Here is a 14,664-nt window from a genome sequence, read left to right as displayed (position 1 = left end):
TCTGGTCGGGCGTTTTCGTTTGTGGCGCCTGAATTTTTTGCGAATCGGGTAAAAGAAAGTCCGAACGTGACTACAGAGTTTTGGCAAAATGCCATTAGTCAGGCGTTTTGCGTGCCGAAGTTTTTATAGGATGAAGGGTCGATGAGTAAAGTCAGTGTATTGGTGGTGGATGACGCCTCGTTTATCCGCGACCTGGTGAAGAAGTGCCTGCGCAACTACTTCCCCGGGATCAAGCTTGAAGATGCGGTAAACGGCAAGAAGGCCCAGACCATCCTGATGCGCGAGAGCTTCGACCTGGTGCTGTGTGACTGGGAAATGCCGGAGATGTCCGGCCTGGAGTTGTTGACCTGGTGCCGCGAGCAACCGCACCTCAAGGCCATGCCGTTTGTGATGGTGACCAGCCGTGGCGACAAAGAGAACGTGGTCCAGGCGATCCAGGCCGGGGTTTCCGGTTACGTCAGCAAGCCGTTCACCAACGAGCAACTGCTGAACAAGGTCAAGCAAGCCCTGCACAAGGTCGGTCGCCTCGACGCCCTGGTCGCCAGTGCGCCGACCAAGATGAACTCGGCCTTCGGCAATGATTCCCTGAGTGCCCTGACCGGTGGCAAGCCCGAAGCCGTACGTGCAGCCCCCGTTGCGGCGGCTGCCTCTGCGCCAAGCAAAGGCCTGCTTAACAACGCCCCGCCGGTCCAAGCGCCAGGCGCTGCACCCACTGGCGGCCGTGGCCAGGGCCAGTTGCGCCTGTCCAGCGGCACCCAGCAATGCGTGATCAAGGCACTGAGCATCAAGGAAGCGCTGCTGGTGGTGCGTCGCGGTGAAGTCCTGCCTCAGGTACTGGAAAGTGCCGTGCTCGACCTGGAACAGGGCGACAACGCCGAGGTGGCGCGTCTGAACGGCTACCTGCACGCCATCGTCGCCTTCGAACCCAAGCCGGACAGTGACTGGCTGCAACTGACCTTCCGCTTTATCGACCAGGATGCGCAGAAGCTTGACTACATCTCTCGCCTGATTGCGCGCGGTACGGCGCAGAAGCATTTTGTGCCGGGGGCCTGACCTTCAGTCCGAAGGGGCGTGCCCCGGGATTGTCATGATCCCTTGCTAGCTTGCTGTTCATTCACTCCGGCAGGTTCGCGCCATGCTCCTTCGCCTTTTGCTGTCCTGCATATTGGCCTTGGTCGCCAATTCGACCCAGGCCATGACCCTGTACAAATCCACCGATGCCAACGGCATGGTGTTTTTCAGCGATCGGCAAACCCCCGGCGCCCAGGCGTTCGTGATCCAGGAACGTAGGGTCGAGCGCGTACAGCCGCCGGTACTCTACAGGCCACAACCCGTTTACCCGCGACAAGCCTACCGCTACCCCTTGCCCTGGCGTGGCGGCCCGTTCCGCCTGACCCAAGGCCCCAACGGCAGCTTCAGCCACACCGACGCCAAAAGCCGCTACGCCATGGACATCGCCATGCCCGAAGGCACGCCGATCATCGCGGCACGCAGCGGTGTGGTGGTGAAAATCGAGAATAGCCAGATCGGACGCGGCAACGATGCGTCAGGCAATTTCGTGCGCGTGCAGCACGATGACGGCACCCAGGGTGTGTACCTGCACCTCAAGCAAGGCTCGGTGAGTGTCAGGCCGGGGCAGCGTGTGGCGGTGGGCAGCGCGCTGGGGTTGTCGGGCAATACCGGCAACAGCAGCGGGCCGCACCTGCACTTTGTGGTGCAACAGAGTACCGCGGCCGGGCTGGTGTCGATTCCTTACGAATTCAACCAGCCGGTCGGGACATTGCCCAATTTTGCATTGGGCAATTGAGGGTCAATCCAGCAGCAGGACCTTGGCCAGCACGATCTTCGGCCCTTTCATCTTCTTGATGATGATCCGCAAGCCTTCAACCTCCAGCACTTCTTCCTCTTCCGGCACGCGCTTGAGGGTGTCGTAGATCAGCCCTGCGAGGGTTTCGGCCTCGATGTGGTCCAGGTCGACGCCCAACAGGCGTTCCACCTTGAACAGCGGCGTATCGCCCCGTACCAGCAGTTTGCCGGGCTGGTAGGCGAGGATGCCGCGCTCGGCCTTGCGGTGTTCGTCCTGGATATCGCCTACCAGCACTTCCAGCACGTCTTCCATGGTCAGGTAGCCGATGATCTTGCCGTCGGCTTCTTCCACCAGGGCAAAGTGCGCGCCGCCTTTGCGGAACTGCTCCAGCAACTGCGACAACGGCATGTGCCGCGACACACGTTCCAGCGGGCGGGTCAGCTCGGCCAGGTTGAACGATTCGGGGATGTGGTCCAGGGCCGCCAGTTCCAGCAGCAGGTCCTTGATGTGCAAAAGCCCGACAAACTCGTTGCGCACCGCGTCATACACCGGATAGCGGCTGAATTTATGGCGACGGAACAGCGCGAGGATTTCCTTGAGCGGGGCGTTGAAGTCCAGGGTCACCAGGTCTTCACGGGAGTTGGCCCAGTCCACCACTTCCAGCTCGCCCATTTCCACGGCCGAGGCCAGTACGCGCATGCCTTGGTCGCTCGGGTCCTGGCCACGGCTGGAGTGCAGGATCAGCTTGAGCTCTTCGCGGCTGTAATGGTGTTCGTGGTGCGGGCCGGGTTCGCCTTGGCCGGCGATGCGCAGGATCGCGTTGGCGCTGGCGTTGAGCAGGTAGATCGCCGGGTACATGGCCCAGTAGAACAGGTACAGCGGCACCGCCGTCCACAGTGACAGCAGTTCGGGCTTGCGAATGGCCCAGGACTTGGGCGCCAGTTCACCGACCACGATGTGCAGGTAGGAAATCACGAAGAACGCGGCAAAGAACGACACGCCCTTGATCACTTCCGGCGATTCGACGCCTGCGGCGCCCAGCAGCGGTTCGAGGATGTGCGCGAACGCCGGCTCACCGACCCAGCCCAGGCCCAGGGAGGCCAGGGTGATACCCAGCTGGCAGGCCGACAGGTAGGCGTCGAGCTGGCTGTGCACGGTACGCAGGATCTGCCCGCGCCAGCCGTTGGTATGGGCGATGGCCTCGACCCGGGTCGAGCGCAGCTTGACCATGGCAAATTCCGCCGCAACGAAAAAACCGTTGAGCAGTACCAGGATCAGAGCAAAAAGAATCATGCCGAAATCGGCGAAGAGTGTGGCGAGGGTGATACCAGGGGAAGGGTCCATGATTGGGTTTTGCAGGTTCCGTGTGTTCAATAAGGGGTGACAGAAGGGCCTGAAAGGCAGGCGCAAGTCGGCCAATGTAGCGGCTGACGGGGCGCTTGCCTAGTGGGTGCCGCCGGGTGGGGTGTGGAATGCCTTATTCGAAACAGCACAATTCCAATTGTGGGAGGGGGCTTGCTCCCGATAGCAGTGTGTCAGTCAGCATATCTGATACTGATGCACCGCCATCGGGAGCAAGCCCCCTCCCACATTTGGTTTTGTGCTGTGTTTGAGTTATTCGTCATTTCCGACGAGCCGCGAACGGGTCATCTGCCCTGGCGGAAAGTGGCAGGTGAACGTACTGCCATGCCCCAGCACACTGCTGATTTCCAGGCGCGCGCGGTGGCGCAGCAGCACATGCTTGACGATGGCCAGGCCCAGCCCGGTGCCGCCGGTGTTGGAGTTGCGGCTGGAATCGACGCGGTAGAAACGCTCGGTCAGGCGCGGCAGATGCTTGGCGTCGATGCCGATGCCGGAGTCCTGCACGCTCAGGTGTGCGCCTTGCTCGTCGGCCCACCAGCGGATGCGGATAGTGCCCTTGTCCTGGGTGTACTTCACCGCGTTGAACACCAGGTTGGAGAACGCGCTGCGCAATTCGCCCTCGCTGCCTTTGAGCAACACCTGCGGGTCGGCATCCAGGCTGATCTGCTGCCCACGCTCGCCCGACAGGGCCTTGGCGTCATTCTTGATGGTCTGCAACAGGCTGTGGACGGCCACCGGTTGGTTGTCCGACGGATAATCCGTGGCCTCGAGCTTGGCCAGCAACAGCAAGTCGTTGAGCAGGGTCTGCATGCGTGAACCCTGCTGCTGCATTTGCTGCAGGGCACGGCTCCAGCGCGGGTTGATCTCCTCGACGTTGTCCAGCAGCGTCTCCAGGTAGCCGCAGATCACCGTCAACGGCGTGCGCAATTCGTGGGAGACGTTGGCAACGAAGTCTTTGCGCATCTGCTCCAGCTGATGGATGCGGGTTACGTCGCGCACCAGCATCAGGTGTTCGTTGTTGCCGTAGCGGGTCAGGTACAGCTGGATGCGCACGCGGTCGTTGGTGGGCGAGGGGATTTCCAGGGCTTCTTCGTAGTTGTCCTGCTCGAAGTATTCCTTGAAGCGCGGGTGACGCACCAGGTTGGTTACCGGCTGGCCGCTGTCCTGGGGCGTCTTGAGGCCCAGCAGGGTCTCGGCGGCGCGGTTCCACCATTCCAGGTTGCCGTCGCTGTCGAGCATGATCACCGCGTCCTTGAGCGCAGCGGTGGACTCTTGCACCCGGTCGATCACGGCTTGCAGGCGCCCGCGTACCCGTTGGTCGCGGCGTTGCAGGTGGTAGATGCTGTCGAACACCTCACCCCACAGGCCGTAGCCATCGGGCGGTGCTTCGTCGGGTTTGTGCTGGCGCAGCCATTCATGCAGGCGCAGCAATTGCTTGAGGGTCCAGCCCAGGTACAGGCCGATACCGATGGCCAGGCTCCAGCCGTAATAGCCGCTGACCAGGCCCACCAACAGGCAGGCGGTGATCAACAGGAGCATGTGGCGGATCAGGGTGCCATGCCAGTTCTGGTTCACTTAAACATGCGTCCTTGTCAGCTGTTAAGGAAGGAAAGTGACTGGCTCAGCCCTTGGTGGAGAACCGGTAGCCGGTGCCGCGCACGGTTTGTACCAGATTCTCGTAGGCATCGCCCAAGGCTTTGCGCAGGCGACGGATATGCACGTCGACGGTGCGTTCCTCGACATAAACGTTGCCGCCCCACACCTGGTCCAGCAACTGGCCACGGGTATAGGCACGCTCCTGGTGGGTCATGAAGAACTGCAGCAGGCGGTATTCAGTCGGGCCCATCTCGGCCGGCTTGCCGTCGATGGTCACGCGGTGGCTGATCGGGTCCAGCAGCAGGCCACCGACTTCGATAGGCGCTTCGCCATCGGTCGGGCCGGCACGGCGCAGCACGGCTTTCAGGCGCGCTACCAGTTCCCGTGGGGAAAACGGCTTGGTGATGTAGTCATCGGCGCCGACTTCCAGGCCCTGGATCTTGTTGTCCTCTTCGCCCTTGGCAGTGAGCATGATGATCGGGATATCCCCGGTCAGCTCATCGCGCTTGAGGCGGCGGGCCAGTTCGATGCCGGAGGTGCCGGGCAGCATCCAGTCCAGCAGGATCAGGTCCGGCTTGCGGTCGACGATAATGGCATGGGCCTGCTGGGAGTTCTCCGCCTCCAGGCAGTCATAGCCGGCCATTTCCAACGCAACGGCGATCATCTCGCGGATGGGCGCTTCGTCGTCAACAATCAGAATGCTCCTGCCAACCATGCCTAAAATCCTCTTGTCATTTAACTGTCTTGCGCCGCATTAGATAACGGAATTATTGCAGTCGTGTGACAGTAATTTAGTCGCTCGGGCAATTCGGGGCACTCTGGACTACGCTTTGGGTCCGAATCCTGACAACCACAAAAGGAAGGTTCCGATGACTCACAGTACTTTTTCCTGGAAGGCCCTGCTGGTCACGGCGGCGTTGACGCTGCCGACACTGGCATTCGCGGCGGAGCCGGCGATGACCCAGAACGGTCTGTTAGTGGATCACAGTGGGAAGACCCTTTACACCTTCGACAAGGACGCCGATGGCAAGTCAGTGTGCAAGGACCAGTGCGCGACCAACTGGCCGCCGCTGAAAGCAGAGTCTACCGACAAATCAATGGGCGATTGGACCGTGATCACCCGTGATGACCAGACCAGTCAATGGGCCTACAAAGGCAAACCTGTCTACACCTACAAGGATGACCACAAGGCCGGCGACAAGAGCGGTGATGGCAAGGGTGGGGCATGGCATGTGATCAAGCCCTGATTTCGCGGCGTTGCTGAAACCATCGGGGGCTTGCCCCCGATGAGGCCCGACCAGGCACTGCAAAAACCTCAGCGAAACGCGTAATCCGCCACAATCCCGACAAAAATCGCCAACCCGGCCCAGTGGTTGTGCAAAAACGCCTTGAAGCATTTCATCCGGTCCCGGTCGCGGGTGTACCAGAACTCCCAGGCAAAGCAGCCTGCCGCCGCCAGCAGGCCCAGGTGGAACCACCCCCCCAGCTCAAACCGTGAGCCGGCCAGCAACAGGCACAGCAGCGCCAGGCCTTGCAGGGTCAGGATGATCACACGGTCGGCATCGCCGAACAGAATGGCGGTGGACTTGACGCCGATCTTCAAGTCGTCGTCGCGATCGGTCATCGCGTAATAGGTGTCGTAGGCCACTGTCCACAGCAGATTGGCTATATAGAGCAGCCAGGCGATAGCGGGCAGGTGGCCGGTTTCGGCGGTGAACGCCATCGGCATGCCCCAGGAAAACGCCGCGCCCAACACCACCTGGGGGTAATAGGTGTAGCGCTTCATGAACGGGTAGCTGACCGCCAGTGCCAGGCCGCCCAGCGATAACCAGATGGTGGTGGCGTTGGTCAGCAGCACCAGCAGGAAGCTGATCAGCATCAGTACCGCAAAGAACACCAGGGCCTCTTTCGAACTGATCCTGCCGCTGGCCAGCGGGCGTTGCGCGGTGCGTTTCACGTGGCCATCGACCTTGCGGTCCGCCCAGTCATTGATGACACAACCGGCAGCGCGAGTCAGCGTCACGCCCAGCACAAAAATCACGATGTTGGCCAGGGACGGCGAGCCCTTGCCGGCGACCCACAGCGCCCACAGCGTCGGCCACAGCAGCAGGTAGATGCCGATGGGCTTGTCCATGCGGGTCAACTGAATGAAATCCCAGGCCCTGGGGTGCAGGCGGTTCAAGGATTTGAGCAGACGTTGATACATCAGCAGTTCTCCGGATGGTCATGCAGCGCGTGCCAGAAAGCCGGCAGGAAGACTTCCGCTACCAGCACGCTCAGCGGCCCGCGATCGAAGCGTGAGCGGCGCGCCCACAGCCCGTCGGCCTGGTCCGTGGTGGGCAACCATTGGCGAGGGTAATGGCACACCTCGATGGCCTGGCGGGTGAACGCGCGGTCGCAAAACAGCAATTCGCCCAGGGAGCGGCTGCCCAATTCGTCCATCTGCAAGCCGTCGCCCTGCAACGCACTGCGCGCCGCCACGCTGCGGGCGAACACCCACGGTTGGCCATGCCCGCGCAAATACACCTCGCGCACCCAACCGATACTGGCCGGTGGCATGCGCAGCGCCGCGCATTCATCATCGCGCAGCGGCTGCCAGCCTTCGAACAGCGGCGTCACGCTGAAACCATCGTGGGACAGCCACGTCAGCCGGCGGGTCAGAGAGCCTTCGTCGAACAGCCAGTTCAGGGTCAAGGGCGCGGGCGCAGGGCTCAGGAGGCTCTGGGTCAACCATTGGCAAGCATCGGGAAGGGCGATTGAGTGCGGCACGGTGCGTCAGTATTGGCAGCAAAAGAGGCGGCGAGCTTACCATGGTGTCCTGATCTTTTGCCGGGCCGGCCCGGCGCCTTGCGTCGATCAAGCTTGCATCTGTCGGCCCCGATCAGTACAAAACGCCCTGAGCCGCGCGGCAACGCTGGATCCATCGACCGCCGGCCAACCTGCCTGGACCCTGAGGAAGCAAGTAAATGAAGAAGTGGCAATGTGTAGTCTGCGGCCTGATCTATGACGAAAAAGACGGCTGGCCGGATGATGGTATCGCTCCGGGCACCCTGTGGCAGGACGTACCGGAAGACTGGCTGTGCCCGGACTGCGGCGTCGGCAAAATGGATTTCGAAATGATCGAAATCGGCTAATTTTCAGTTTCAGAGACGTACTACAAGGAGAACGGAATGAACACACCTGTCGTGATCATCGGCACAGGATTGGCCGGTTACAACGTGGCCCGGGAGTTTCGCAAGCTCGACAGCGAGACCCCATTGCTGCTGATCACCGCGGATGACGGGCGCTCCTACTCCAAGCCCATGCTCTCCACCGGCTTTGGCAAGAACAAGGAAGCCGATGGCCTGAGCATGGCCGAACCCGGCGCCATGGCCGAGCAACTCAAGGCCGAAGTGCGCACCCACACCCGTGTCAGCGGCATCGACCCCGGCCACAAGCGCCTGTGGATCGGTGAAGAAGCGGTGGTCTATCGCGATCTGGTCCTGGCCTGGGGCGCAGAAACCGTGCGGGTACCGGTCGAAGGCGATGCGGCTGAGCTGGTTTTCCCGATCAACGACCTCGAAGATTACGCCCGCTTTCGCGCCGCCGCGGCCGGCAAGCGCCGCGTGCTGCTGCTCGGCGCCGGCCTGATCGGCTGTGAATTTGCCAACGACCTGATCCTCGGCGGTTATGAAATCGACCTGGTGGCGCCGTGCGAGCAAGTGATGCCGACCCTGCTGCACCCGGCGGCGGCCGCAGCGGTACAGGCCGGCTTGGAAGGGCTGGGCGCGCGTTTCCACCTGGGCCCGGTGCTCAACCGCCTGCAACGCAGCGCTGACGGCCTGGAAGCGCACTTGTCGGACGGTGAAGTGGTGCACTGCGACCTGGTGGTCTCGGCCATCGGCCTGCGCCCGCGTGTCGACCTGGCCGCCGCCGCCGGTCTGCAGACCAACCGTGGGATCATGGTGGACCGCCACCTCAAGACCTCCCACGCCAATATCTACGCCCTGGGCGACTGCGCCGAGGTCGATGGCCTCAACCTGCTGTACGTCATGCCGCTGATGAGCTGCGCCCGTGCCCTGGCCCAGACCCTGGCCGGCAACGCCACAGCTGTCAGCTATGGCCCGATGCCGGTCACCGTGAAAACCCCCGTCTGCCCGCTGGTGGTTTCCCCGCCGCCTCGGGGCACCGAAGGGGTGTGGAGCGTCGAAGGCCAGGGCGCCGACATCAAGGCCCTGTGCCGCGACGCCAGCGGTCGCCTGCTGGGTTACGCGCTGACCGGCAGCGCCGTGATGGAAAAACTCGCCCTCAACAAAGAACTTCCGCCGTTGCTGGCGTAAATACCGGTCGTTCTGTCGGAATAAGCACGTTTTTCCCCCGAGAAAGGTCGCCGCGAGACTGGCGGAGCGTGCGAGGGCATGCCATCCTCACTCCCGTCTGCCGCAGAGTAGAGCCTGCGGCGCTTTGGGCGCTGCTCCACAGACGAGCAGCACGGACATAACAACAAAAAACCGTCAAAGAGGCTTCACATATGCGTAAACCAGAACTCGCAGCCGCCATCGCTGAAAAAGCGGATCTCACCAAAGAACAGGCCAACCGCGTCCTCAACGCCGTTCTCGAAGAAATCACCGGCGCCCTGCACCGCAAGGACAGCGTCACCCTGGTGGGCTTCGGCACCTTCCTGCAACGCCACCGTGGCGCCCGCACCGGCAAAAACCCGCAAACCGGTGAGCCTGTGAAGATCAAGGCGAGCAACACTGTTGCGTTCAAGCCGGGCAAGTCGCTTAAAGACACCGTTAACGCGTAAGCAGTGCCGTCTCGACAGGGGGCGGGGTGGTAGGAAAATGGGCACGCCGACTGGGTCGGGTGCCCTTTTTTTGTGGACGGATATTGTGTGGTGGGGCAGCCAACCCCTGTTTTTTATCTTTATCTTAACTAATCAAAAAGTGATGGTGGCTGGTGATAGTGACCGGTCTGTTTTTCAGCAGATCGTTAATGATCGAGTGCTGAGCGTCGAATTCTTCCTTTAGCGTACGCTCCCAGACGGGGTCATCTTCTGTTTGCGCGTAGTGATCAATCAGATTAATGATCACCTCAAGGGCGTAGGCAAGGTTCTCCGTGTCGGTTGCGCTGTTAAGTGCAGAATTGAAACCCGCCAACGAATAGGTTTCGTGTGCCTCGGGTTCCTCATAGTTGGCAGCATACTCATCCATTGTGTCCAGCAGGTGTTGAAGTTTGTGCTGATAGGACGAGATGTTGCCTTGAAGAATAGAATCAACAATAGTTTCTTTGCTGTCGCTGATACCCAGTTTTTGCTGAATAACAGCCAGGGTATTTGGCAAGCTGAATAAGCCATTGACACACCAGGCCGATAAAAAAATAGTTTGCTTATCGGACAATTTTTTAAGGCTGTTCTGAATGAAGGCCTGATAGTTGTCTATCTCGTCGACGATATTAAACATCATGATTGTCCTGTAAGTTTTTAATCGAAAATGCCGCCGGAAGCATCCACATGAGGCTGGCAATTTGAACAGGATGCGTTGGTTTGTTTACCACCCCACGACACGCCCCATTTTTCGACTTTTGCACCTTCTGGCAGGTTTCTGATGATAACCCGTTCAGCATGGTTTTCCAGTTTCGCCTGTGTCGGGTCCGCATTACTGCTTCGTACCTTCGTGCCTGACAATATGTTTTCAGGTGGTATACCCATTTCAGCGGCGAGTTTTCTTTGCGCGGGGGAGAGTGTGCCGCCGCTGCCAGCCACGTAATGTGTAGTTTTTCCATTGATCGTGACCTCCGCGATGGCGACGGTTGAATTCCGTTTGGCGAACGGATCTCTCGCCACGTCATGTATTTTTCGAGCCTTGGCACTGAGGGAGCAACTTAATCCCAGCGGGTCGATCCAGCCAATCGGATTGGGCGCGTACTGGTAAAGATTGAGTCCGCCTGCCAGCCCGATAGGGTCCCGGGTGGTAAACCGCCCTACATCAGGGTCGTAAAAGCGGAACGTGTTGTAGTGCAGACCGGTTTCTCTATCGAGGTACTGGCCTTGGTATCTCAGGTTTTGCCCTTCGATGTAATACGGTTCTTGCACTTCTTGGAGGGTATTGCCCCAGACTTTATAAGTGGCCTCCCAGACAGGGCTTCCGTCCGCTTCAGTCAGTTGTAGGGGCGATCCATTAACGTCGTTATGGTAATACCTGATTTTTTGCTGGTGACCGCGCCCATCGACACGTGCCAAAGGCTCGTATCCGCTGGTGGCATACAGGTATAAGCTTTTCTGACTGTTATGTTGCTCCTCGAGTAGTTTTAAACCGTCCCATACGAACGTGGTTTTGTTTGTCTGAAACCCATTGCGCCACTCACATTTTTCCTGACGCCTGCCCAAAGGGTCATACTTCATGCAAATCACGGAGTCCCCAGCAGTACCGTGATTTCGAACTTCAATCAGGCGATGCTCAGCGTCGTATCTGAAGCTCTGGAGACCGCGTTGGCTGCTTCTTTTTTCGATCACCCGGCCAAATCCGTCGTAACGGAAGCGCTTGTCTTGATAAGTGATTAATTTGTTGTGTACGACCAGGCCCGCTCCTTGTTGCGACCCATCCAGCAGATTTGCCGCCGCGTCATAAGCAAATATTTCTGCTTGTCCTTGGATATCGCCCTGGCTGGCAATAATCCGCCCCGTAGCGTCGTAATGCAGAAGCTGGTGGCGCTGTCCCTTGGCGTGTTGATCTCGCTTTACGACCAGGTTGTTTGCGAGGTCGTATTCGAAGTTGCTTTGCTCTGCACTGGGCAACAGCGACGCCTGTTGCGTGTATCTGCGTTGACGAGACCTTAACCTGCCACTGCGGTCATACCCCAAGTAAGTACTGATCTGCCCCTGGGTACGCATGACTTCGCGATGCAAGCGGTCGCGCTCAAAGTCACTGATGATGACGCCGTCTAAGTTGATTTGATGGAGGTGGCCACTGCCGTAGAACAATCGATTTAACCAGCGCCCGTCGGGCAATTGGGTTTGTGTCAGGTTACCCAACTCATCGTAATGATGGCGCAAACTCCCAGCTGGGCTGGCCTCCTCCAGAAGTTGGCCGAGTGCATCATACGAAAAGCCCAGCGCTTGCGAATTGCCTTGGTGATCTGTAAACGTCACTGCGAGCAATTGGTTGAGTACGTCATAAACGTATTCGGTCCGGCCATCGTCGGTAACTTTAGCTGTCAGGCGCCCGATTGCATCCCGCTCCAGCCGGTGAACAATAGGTTTAGCCCTGGTGGGCGGTACAACTGAAAGCCCTGTGCCATAAAGTGCGGGCACAGATTCCACGCTGGCCAAGTTATCCAGCGCATCGTAGGCGTAGTACTTGGCACTGCCGTCGAGATCCTGCTGTTTCTCAAGCCGGTCACCGGCGTCCCAGGTAAACAGATAACGTTCGCCATTTTCATTGGTCAGCGCCTGCAGCCTCCCGAAGGCATCGTAGCCAAACTCGACCGTACGACCGTGGGCATCTGTGCGCTGTGACACCTGCCCGCGACGGTTGCGTCGATAGTGCGTGGTATGGCCGGCAGCGTTGGTGTGGCTGACCAATTGCCCGTTTGCATTGCGCTGAAAATAGTCCATCTGCCCGTCGGGTGATTGGCTGGTTAGCAGCCGTCCTTTGGCATCAACACTGAAATGGGAGCGTTCTCCCAGCGCATCGGTAATCGTCTGCAAAAAGCCACGTTCGTCATAGCTGAACCGTGTCGGGTAGCCCGAGCAGTCAATGTACTCAATGAGCTGGCCGAATTGATTCCAGCGCATTCGTTTGCTTTTGCCCGCGGCATCAATGATTTCTACGATCTGCCCATGAGCGTCATAACGGTACTGCGTGCTATAGCCCAATGGGTCAGTTTCTCGGATGCAGTTTCCGCGTGAGTCGTATTGATACGTCCAACTATTGCCCGCCGCATCAATTTGAAATCGAGGCAGCGCCCAATGCGGCAGCCACACGGTAGAGTCACTGCGTCCCAAGGGGTCGTGTTCGCCAATCAGGTTTCCCGAATCGTCATAGCTGAACGCATATCGCCCCCCTTTCGGATCGGTTGCACTGAGTAACTGACGCTCGTCATTCCACTCAAACAGCCACGTCTGGCCCAAGTTGTCGGTGTAAGAGACAATTTGATGTTGGCTATTCCACAACCGGGTGCTGACACGCTGCAGGCTGTCGGTGATCCGAGTAATGCCCGCTTGCAGGTCATATTCAAATCTGTACTCGTCCCCTTCATCCGTCCAATGCCGGATAACCCTCCACTCCATCTGGTCAATCAACGCCCACTCATAGAAACAACGCAACCCTGTGGGCAACTGGTGTTCGACCATTCGCTGGCTGCTGTCATAAGCGAAACGTCTTTGAGTCTGGCCGGTAGCATCGCTGACGTGCGCCAGATCACCGGCTGCATCGAAGCTATAAAGGGCAAGGGGTTCTCGCCGGTGGTCGGGGTACACGCGGACAATCTGACAGACACGATTACGTTCGCGCGTCAGTTCAATCTGTATCAAGTCAAAGGTATCTCGCAGTCGAACCAGTTGACCTCGCTCGTCATAATCAAGATAAATCCGGTTGTCATTGCGGTCGCCCAATTGACTCAGGCGCAGAAATGCCGAGTCTCCAGGGGCGCTGTCGAACAGGCGGTACAGCCCGTCTTCACTCTCGATCAGCACCTGCCCGTTACGGTGACGTCGAATGCTCAAGCCCTCGCCGGCACTGAACATCGCAGTACCCAGCGGCATAGCCCCCAGATGGATGCGTCGTGCCTGTTCGTCGGTGTAGACCAGGTCTTCGCCGCCATCTGGGTGAGGCAAGATTTCGATGCAGACCTCATACGAAACGCTCCATCCTGCGCCAAACATCCCGTTGCGACGTTTATCCCGGCTGTTGTAAAAGCGTTGCCAAGTGATCGGCAGTATCCCTGGCAGTACGAAATCCATTTCGGTATTACCGCCCAGCACCTTTGCTCCCGTCGCCGCATGTACCGGATTGGGCGAGCCCATCGTTGCATTTGCCGCTGCCCCCATAGCCTGGCTGACCGCATAGGACGTGACTCCGCTAAGCAACATGCAAGGCAGGTCGCTCAGCGTCTTGCCCTTCGCTCCCTTGAGCATCATCAGCACTTCAATCGCCAACCCAACGCCTGGGGTTTTCCCGCTGCGAATCTCCTGTACCACCACCGTACCGCCGCCAATCGTGACATTCGGCGAGATCAGGCCCGAGGACACTACCGTCGCGTCGCACATGCTGCGGTCACCACTGCGCACGGCGGGCTGGCCGTTGATGGTGACTTTGTCGGAACCCTCCGCCAGAAGTTGCGGGGGCATCGGCGGATGACGGGCGCACAGGACCATATCGGTGAGGGCTGGAACGACACCAGGCGCGGGCGTGGCGACGGTCGGCCGCCATAGCTGCGAGAAGAAGCCCTCGGCCATATCCAGGAAGCCAGGCTCGGCTTGTGGCGCGGTGTCGGGTTCCGGCGGCGGGAGTTCAAGCTCCGTGCCTGCGGGCGCCACATGCGAGGGAATGGAGCCTGCCGCACGCGCAGCGGGGATGCTATTGACGAAAGTGTCGGCCGAGCCTACCGCAATCGTGGCTTCCACCACCGGAGGAAACAGCGCGTTGGCGAAACTCTCGCACATTTTACTGAGGCCCTTGTCGGCCCCCGTCTTGCTCATGGCCATGCCGACGACAATGCCGACTACCGCGCCGAGGATGCAGCCACCAATGCCGGCAGTAGCGACCGTCACACCAATCGCCGCCGCCACCGCAGCAGTCGCCAGAGCAGTGATCGCCACGTTGGCCGCCACCTCCAGCACACCGCCAAGAATGTCGGCCATCATGGAGGTGTGGGTCAGCGCATCGCCCATCCGGGCAGCCCATAACGCGTCAGACATA

General features: G+C 59.5%; 13 protein-coding genes. 6 read left to right on the top strand and 7 right to left on the bottom strand.

The features are described from left to right. The first annotated feature begins 141 nt into the window (after window positions 1-141). Together FX984_RS18770 and FX984_RS18765 are read left to right on the top strand one after the other, a co-directional pair. The gene (locus FX984_RS18770) at window positions 142-1,053 is read left to right on the top strand and encodes a response regulator (RefSeq protein ID WP_027608249.1); all 912 of its coding nucleotides are present in this window, start codon (window positions 142-144) and stop codon (window positions 1,051-1,053) included. An 82-nt stretch (window positions 1,054-1,135) separates the two neighbouring features. Continuing rightward, window positions 1,136-1,807: a M23 family metallopeptidase gene (locus tag FX984_RS18765; protein WP_146476947.1), complete on the top strand. Its 672-nt coding sequence runs from the start codon at window positions 1,136-1,138 to the stop codon at window positions 1,805-1,807. 3 nt (window positions 1,808-1,810) lie between these two features. On the opposite strand, the gene FX984_RS18760 is transcribed toward FX984_RS18765, so the two are convergent. The 3 genes from FX984_RS18760 to phoB form a co-directional block, all read right to left on the bottom strand. Continuing rightward, window positions 1,811-3,151, bottom strand: a complete 1,341-nt coding sequence (locus tag FX984_RS18760; RefSeq protein ID WP_027608251.1) for a hemolysin family protein — start codon at window positions 3,149-3,151, stop codon at window positions 1,811-1,813. A 270-nt stretch (window positions 3,152-3,421) separates the two neighbouring features. Beyond that, window positions 3,422-4,708 carry a phosphate regulon sensor histidine kinase PhoR gene (gene phoR, locus FX984_RS18755; protein ID WP_249776265.1) on the bottom strand — a complete coding sequence of 429 codons (1,287 nt, stop codon included), beginning with the start codon at window positions 4,706-4,708 and terminating at the stop codon, window positions 3,422-3,424. Window positions 4,709-4,790: 82 nt separating this feature from the next. After that, entirely contained in the window at window positions 4,791-5,480 is a 690-nt protein-coding gene (gene phoB, locus FX984_RS18750) for a phosphate regulon transcriptional regulator PhoB (RefSeq protein WP_003176964.1), read from the bottom strand. Between the two features lie 154 nt (window positions 5,481-5,634). Here phoB and FX984_RS18745 point away from each other — a divergent pair, with 154 nt between their 5' ends. Further along, window positions 5,635-6,012 (top strand): COG4315 family predicted lipoprotein, encoded by a 378-nt coding sequence (locus tag FX984_RS18745; protein ID WP_027608253.1) that lies wholly within the window; start codon window positions 5,635-5,637, stop codon window positions 6,010-6,012. Between the two features lie 68 nt (window positions 6,013-6,080). Here the strand turns inward: FX984_RS18745 and ubiA are convergent, their stop codons facing one another. After that, window positions 6,081-6,971: a 4-hydroxybenzoate octaprenyltransferase gene (gene ubiA / locus FX984_RS18740; protein WP_115485450.1), complete on the bottom strand. Its 891-nt coding sequence runs from the start codon at window positions 6,969-6,971 to the stop codon at window positions 6,081-6,083. After that, a complete protein-coding gene (locus FX984_RS18735; protein ID WP_115485451.1) occupies window positions 6,971-7,534 on the bottom strand; it encodes a chorismate--pyruvate lyase family protein in 564 nt (187 codons plus the stop codon). Before FX984_RS18735 ends, ubiA begins: the two co-directional genes overlap by 1 nt. Before the next feature lie 197 nt (window positions 7,535-7,731). On the opposite strand from FX984_RS18735, the gene FX984_RS18730 reads away from it, so the two are divergent. The 3 genes from FX984_RS18730 to FX984_RS18720 all read left to right on the top strand — a co-directional run bounded on the left by FX984_RS18730 (window position 7,732) and on the right by FX984_RS18720 (window position 9,551). Then, on the top strand, window positions 7,732-7,899 hold the full coding sequence (locus FX984_RS18730; protein WP_003213373.1) for a rubredoxin: 168 nt from the start codon (window positions 7,732-7,734) through the stop codon (window positions 7,897-7,899). A gap of 36 nt (window positions 7,900-7,935) precedes the next feature. Next, on the top strand, window positions 7,936-9,084 hold the full coding sequence (locus FX984_RS18725; RefSeq protein WP_146476949.1) for an NAD(P)/FAD-dependent oxidoreductase: 1,149 nt from the start codon (window positions 7,936-7,938) through the stop codon (window positions 9,082-9,084). A 191-nt stretch (window positions 9,085-9,275) separates the two neighbouring features. Then, window positions 9,276-9,551, top strand: coding sequence for an HU family DNA-binding protein (locus FX984_RS18720; RefSeq protein WP_003176958.1), 276 nt, complete (start codon window positions 9,276-9,278; stop codon window positions 9,549-9,551). 124 nt (window positions 9,552-9,675) lie between these two features. On the opposite strand, the gene FX984_RS18715 is transcribed toward FX984_RS18720, so the two are convergent. Together FX984_RS18715 and FX984_RS18710 are read right to left on the bottom strand one after the other, a co-directional pair. Next, the gene (locus FX984_RS18715; protein WP_141156321.1) at window positions 9,676-10,209 is read right to left on the bottom strand and encodes a hypothetical protein; all 534 of its coding nucleotides are present in this window, start codon (window positions 10,207-10,209) and stop codon (window positions 9,676-9,678) included. A 17-nt stretch (window positions 10,210-10,226) separates the two neighbouring features. Then, the gene (locus FX984_RS18710; protein ID WP_081744495.1) at window positions 10,227-14,663 is read right to left on the bottom strand and encodes an RHS repeat-associated core domain-containing protein; all 4,437 of its coding nucleotides are present in this window, start codon (window positions 14,661-14,663) and stop codon (window positions 10,227-10,229) included. Window position 14,664: the final 1 nt, after the last annotated feature.

Origin of the sequence: Pseudomonas marginalis, from assembly GCF_008692035.1 — a bacterium.
Taxonomy (GTDB): Bacteria; Pseudomonadota; Gammaproteobacteria; order Pseudomonadales; family Pseudomonadaceae; genus Aquipseudomonas; species Aquipseudomonas marginalis.
Note: the sequence above shows the minus strand (reverse complement) of the source record. Positions and strands in the feature narration are given on the sequence as shown.

Excerpts from the sequence above, each read along its gene's own strand:
- FX984_RS18770 (WP_027608249.1), top strand. The coding sequence starts at position 142 with ATGAGTAAAGTCAGTGTATTGGTGGTGGATGACGCCTCGTTTATCCGC.
- FX984_RS18765 (WP_146476947.1), top strand. The coding sequence starts at position 1,136 with ATGCTCCTTCGCCTTTTGCTGTCCTGCATATTGGCCTTGGTCGCCAAT.
- FX984_RS18760 (WP_027608251.1), bottom strand. The coding sequence starts at position 3,151 with ATGGACCCTTCCCCTGGTATCACCCTCGCCACACTCTTCGCCGATTTC.
- phoR (WP_249776265.1), bottom strand. The coding sequence starts at position 4,708 with ATGCTCCTGTTGATCACCGCCTGCCTGTTGGTGGGCCTGGTCAGCGGC.
- phoB (WP_003176964.1), bottom strand. The coding sequence starts at position 5,480 with ATGGTTGGCAGGAGCATTCTGATTGTTGACGACGAAGCGCCCATCCGC.
- FX984_RS18745 (WP_027608253.1), top strand. The coding sequence starts at position 5,635 with ATGACTCACAGTACTTTTTCCTGGAAGGCCCTGCTGGTCACGGCGGCG.
- ubiA (WP_115485450.1), bottom strand. The coding sequence starts at position 6,971 with ATGTATCAACGTCTGCTCAAATCCTTGAACCGCCTGCACCCCAGGGCC.
- FX984_RS18730 (WP_003213373.1), top strand. The coding sequence starts at position 7,732 with ATGAAGAAGTGGCAATGTGTAGTCTGCGGCCTGATCTATGACGAAAAA.
- FX984_RS18725 (WP_146476949.1), top strand. The coding sequence starts at position 7,936 with ATGAACACACCTGTCGTGATCATCGGCACAGGATTGGCCGGTTACAAC.
- FX984_RS18720 (WP_003176958.1), top strand. The coding sequence starts at position 9,276 with ATGCGTAAACCAGAACTCGCAGCCGCCATCGCTGAAAAAGCGGATCTC.
- FX984_RS18715 (WP_141156321.1), bottom strand. The coding sequence starts at position 10,209 with ATGATGTTTAATATCGTCGACGAGATAGACAACTATCAGGCCTTCATT.
- FX984_RS18710 (WP_081744495.1), bottom strand. The coding sequence starts at position 14,663 with ATGTCTGACGCGTTATGGGCTGCCCGGATGGGCGATGCGCTGACCCAC.